The sequence below is a fragment of the Komagataeibacter kakiaceti JCM 25156 genome (genome assembly GCF_000613305.1).
This window is the reverse complement of record NZ_BAIO01000235.1, coordinates 1-3562: the sequence shown is the minus strand read 5'-3', so window position 1 is coordinate 3562 and position 3562 is coordinate 1. Positions and strand designations below refer to the sequence as shown.

At 63.8% G+C, this 3562-nt stretch carries 4 protein-coding genes and 2 pseudogenes; 4 read left to right on the top strand and 2 right to left on the bottom strand.

Going from position 1 to position 3562, the window contains the following annotated elements:
- Positions 1–8: 8 nt before the first annotated feature.
- Positions 9–328 (top strand): annotated as a pseudogene (locus JCM25156_RS31100) (MFS transporter); the annotation flags it as partial.
- 107 nt (positions 329–435) lie between these two features.
- Positions 436–771: an MFS transporter gene (locus tag JCM25156_RS32120; RefSeq protein WP_025813171.1), complete on the top strand. Its 336-nt coding sequence runs from the start codon at positions 436–438 to the stop codon at positions 769–771.
- Positions 772–777: 6 nt separating this feature from the next.
- Here JCM25156_RS32120 and trhA read toward each other — a convergent pair whose 3' ends face one another.
- Positions 778–1455, bottom strand: coding sequence for a PAQR family membrane homeostasis protein TrhA (trhA, locus tag JCM25156_RS11350; RefSeq protein ID WP_025813170.1), 678 nt, complete (start codon positions 1453–1455; stop codon positions 778–780).
- Between the two features lie 101 nt (positions 1456–1556).
- Between trhA and JCM25156_RS11345 the strand changes: the two genes are divergently transcribed.
- Positions 1557–1841 carry a hypothetical protein gene (locus tag JCM25156_RS11345; protein ID WP_025813169.1) on the top strand — a complete coding sequence of 95 codons (285 nt, stop codon included), beginning with the start codon at positions 1557–1559 and terminating at the stop codon, positions 1839–1841.
- Positions 1842–1927: 86 nt separating this feature from the next.
- Here the strand turns inward: JCM25156_RS11345 and JCM25156_RS11340 are convergent, their stop codons facing one another.
- Positions 1928–2179, bottom strand: coding sequence for a hypothetical protein (locus JCM25156_RS11340; protein ID WP_025813167.1), 252 nt, complete (start codon positions 2177–2179; stop codon positions 1928–1930).
- Positions 2180–2340: 161 nt separating this feature from the next.
- Between JCM25156_RS11340 and JCM25156_RS23740 the strand changes: the two are divergent.
- Positions 2341–3562 (top strand): annotated as a pseudogene (locus tag JCM25156_RS23740) (DUF2075 domain-containing protein); the annotation flags it as partial.

The window sequence follows — 3562 nt, the reverse complement described above, 5'->3', positions numbered from 1 at the left end:
CGCGGCGGGTGCTGCGCAGCCTGCGCGGCGATGAAGAGGCGGCGGACAGGGAACTGGACAATATCCGCCACGAACTGGGGGCGGGGCATCCTGTTGGCGGGTTCGCCCTGCTGCGCCGCAAGCCGTATTTCCGCCGCTCCGTCGCGCTGGGTGTCGGGTTGCAGGTCATGCAGCAGCTGACCGGCATCAATGTGTCCTGTATTACGCGCCAAAGATTCTCGAAGGCGCGCATTTCGGCACCTCCGCCGCCGCGTGGGCGACCGTGCTGGTGGGGGTCATCAACGCCGTGATCGGTGTTGTCGCCGTTTACATGGTCTCCCGCTGGGGGCGCAGGCCGCTGCTGGCGGCAAGCTGCATCATCATGGCGGGCGCGCTGGCCGTGGCGGCGGTGATCGAGGGCATGCACCTTCAGGGGCTGGGGGCCACATCCTCCTTATGGTGGCGCTGCTGGTGTTCGTGGCGGGGTTCGGCATCGGCGCGGGGCCGCTGGTCTGGACGCTGTGTTCGGAAATACAGCCGATCGAGGGCCGTGATTTTGGCGTTGCCTGCTCCACGCTGGCCAACTGGGGCATGGACTGGGGGGTAAGCAACACGTTCCTCAGCATCGTGGCGGTGGCTGGCGCGGGCTGGACATTCGCCGGGTTCAGCGCGCTGAATGTCCTTTTCCTGCTGTTTACCCTGCTGCTGGTGCCCGAGACACGTAATGTCCCGCTGGAAGTGATCGAACAGCATCTTGAGGCCGGACGCCCGCTGCGCGAGATCGGGCGCTGACGTAAATCAACCCCGGCCGGCCAGGCCGGGGCCGTAATGCAGCAGCATGCTGCCCACCGCCGCCATGTGCGTGCCCGCGCCCAGCACCACCATGACGTGCCATAGCGCGTTGGAAAAGGGCATGTTCTCGCGCATGTAGAACACCACCCCGATACAGTAGAAGACCAGCCCCAGCACCAGCAGGAAAAAGGCCGGGGAGGGCAGCATCCAGACCCGTGGATCGGGACAGAGGAAGAACACCCACGCCACGCACAGATAGGGCACGACGTGGAACTGGCGCGACCATGTGAAAAAGCACATCTTGGTCACGATCCCGGCCAGCGCCATGGCCCAGAGCAGGCCGCAGAACCACAGGCTGGCCGCGCCCCGCCCCCCCAGAAGGATGAAGGGGGTATAGGTGGCGGCGATGGCCACGAAAATGACGGACTGGTCAATACGTTGCAATCCGCCCTTGAGCCGGGAAGGCGGGCAGAAATTATAAGCGGCCGAGGACAGGCACGTGCCCAGGATCCCGCCGCAGTACAGCACCGTCACCCCCGCTTCCAGCGCGGAGCGCGACCGCATGGCCGTATGGAGCAGCCAGAGCATGCCATACCCCAGCCCGACAACCCCCACCACATGCACCAGCAGGTCGGTCGCCCGTTCGGGCACGGAATAGATGGGGAAACGTGTGCGGACAGTCATGCCGACCGGAATACCCCTTGTTTTTCCTTCGGTCCGGTCCTGTATCATGAATAAGTCTGTTTCCTCATACGTAAAAAAGACCTCGCACCCGGCCCCTGTCCATGCGGCGCGCGGTCCGTTATGACACCGGGACCGCCAACGCCACGTCGCGAATGGAAACGGAGGGGAACATGCGGGGGTTCTGGCCGTGCATATGGAGTCTGGCCACCATAACAGGGGGACATTTCCTGCTGGGCGTAAGCCTTGCGCCCTGGCATGTCATCGGCCTGGGGCTGGCCGGACTTGTCGGCTTTCTGGCCGCATGGGGCCTGTTTCTTGGCGGCGTCATGCTGCTGGCCTTCATTGGCGGCCTGCTGGAACGCACGGGGAGCAAGATGCGGTGGTAGGACCGCGCCCGTAATCCCGCCCGGGTGGCGGGGGCGCGTTCTTCCGCCCGAAACAGGGGTTGCCCCCTGTCCCGTGGCCCTGCTGGTCAGCGGGCCGTGCGTTCGCCCTTTACATGGGCGCACAGGGTCTGGATTTCAGCGGCGGTGACACCTTCGGGGTTGTGCTGGGCCTTTTTGGCAATCTCATGCTCACGCCCGGTGGCGTGACCATGTTCGCCCGCCACATGCACGGCCAGGGCGATGACTTCTTCCTTTTGCAGGAGCTTGGGCTCTTTCAGTCCCTTGTCAGCCAGTTTGTGCATGTGTTCGCGGGCGGCGGCGGTGGGTTTGTCGGTCATGGTGGGGCAATCCTGTCCTTGGTGGAACGCAAAATGCGCGCCATCGTGTTATAACGTATGGCAGCGCACGAAAACCGATAGGGATGCACGGCGCCAGGGCGTATTTTACATATCTGCCCCCGGTTCCGCCCCGCATTATGGACAGGCTTACGGAAAAAGACATGCACGATCCCACCCAGTCCAGCCCCGATAGCGCCCGGGTCCGGCTTGCCCCCACCATGGCGCTGACAGCCGCGCAGTCGCGGCTCAGGGACGAGGTGCTGGCGTTCTGCCGCGCCCATCGGGCCGACGGGCATGCCCTGTTCATTATCGAAGGTGATGCCGGCACCGGCAAAAGCCTGCTGCTCAATACGCTGTTCACCGCCATCCAGCACGCGGCGCGCGGGGATGATCCGCATGATCCCCTGCATGGCAGCCAGAACCGGGTGCTGGTCAATCACCCGGAAATGATCAAGCTGTATCGCAACATCGCCCAGTTCCAGCCCTGCCTGCGCAAGAAGGATTTTGAACGCCCGACAACCTTCATCAACCAGATGGCGGGCACGGACAGGCGCGCCGATATCGTGCTGGTGGATGAGGCGCATCTGCTGCTGACCCGCAGCGACCCCTATAACCGTTTCCGGCAGGACAACCAGCTGGCGGAGATCATCCGCCATGCCCATGTGGTCGTGATCGTGTTCGATGCCCGCCAGGTGCTGAAATTCAAGAGCATGTGATGATGCGACCCTGGCCCGGCTGGTCGCGGGGTACCCGGTCGTGACCCGCAGGCTGGACCACCAGTTCCGCATGCACGCCCATGCGGATGTCATGGCGTGGATACGTGCGCTGCGTGATGGCGAACTGCGCCCGCTACCCGCCCCGCAATCCTTCGATTTCCGTATTTATGACGACGCGCAGGCCATGTACGAAGCCATAAGGCGGCGAAACGCGCAGTACGGCATGTGCCGGATGCTGGCGACCTATGACTATCCCTATACCCTGAACGGGCAGGACCATTTCATTACGGAGGGGCGCTTTCACCTGCGCTGGGATCGCGCCATGCCGCAGGCGCGGCTGCCATGGGCCGAACGGCCGGACACGATTGATGAGGTGGGATCGGTCTATACCATCCAGGGATTCGACCTGAATTATGCCGGTGTCATCCTTGGTCCATCCGTAGCCTATGACCCCGCCACGGGCCGCATCGTGATTGATCCCGCGCGGTATGAGGACCGGGCCGCCTTCACCGGGCGCGATGGCGTGGACAACCCCCCGGCCGTGATGGAGCGGATTATCCTCAATTCCATCAACGTCCTCATGACCCGTGGTGTCAGGGGGCTGTATATCTATGCCAGCGATGCCCGGCTGCGCGCCCGGCTGGCGGTATTGTGGCAGGCGCGGCAG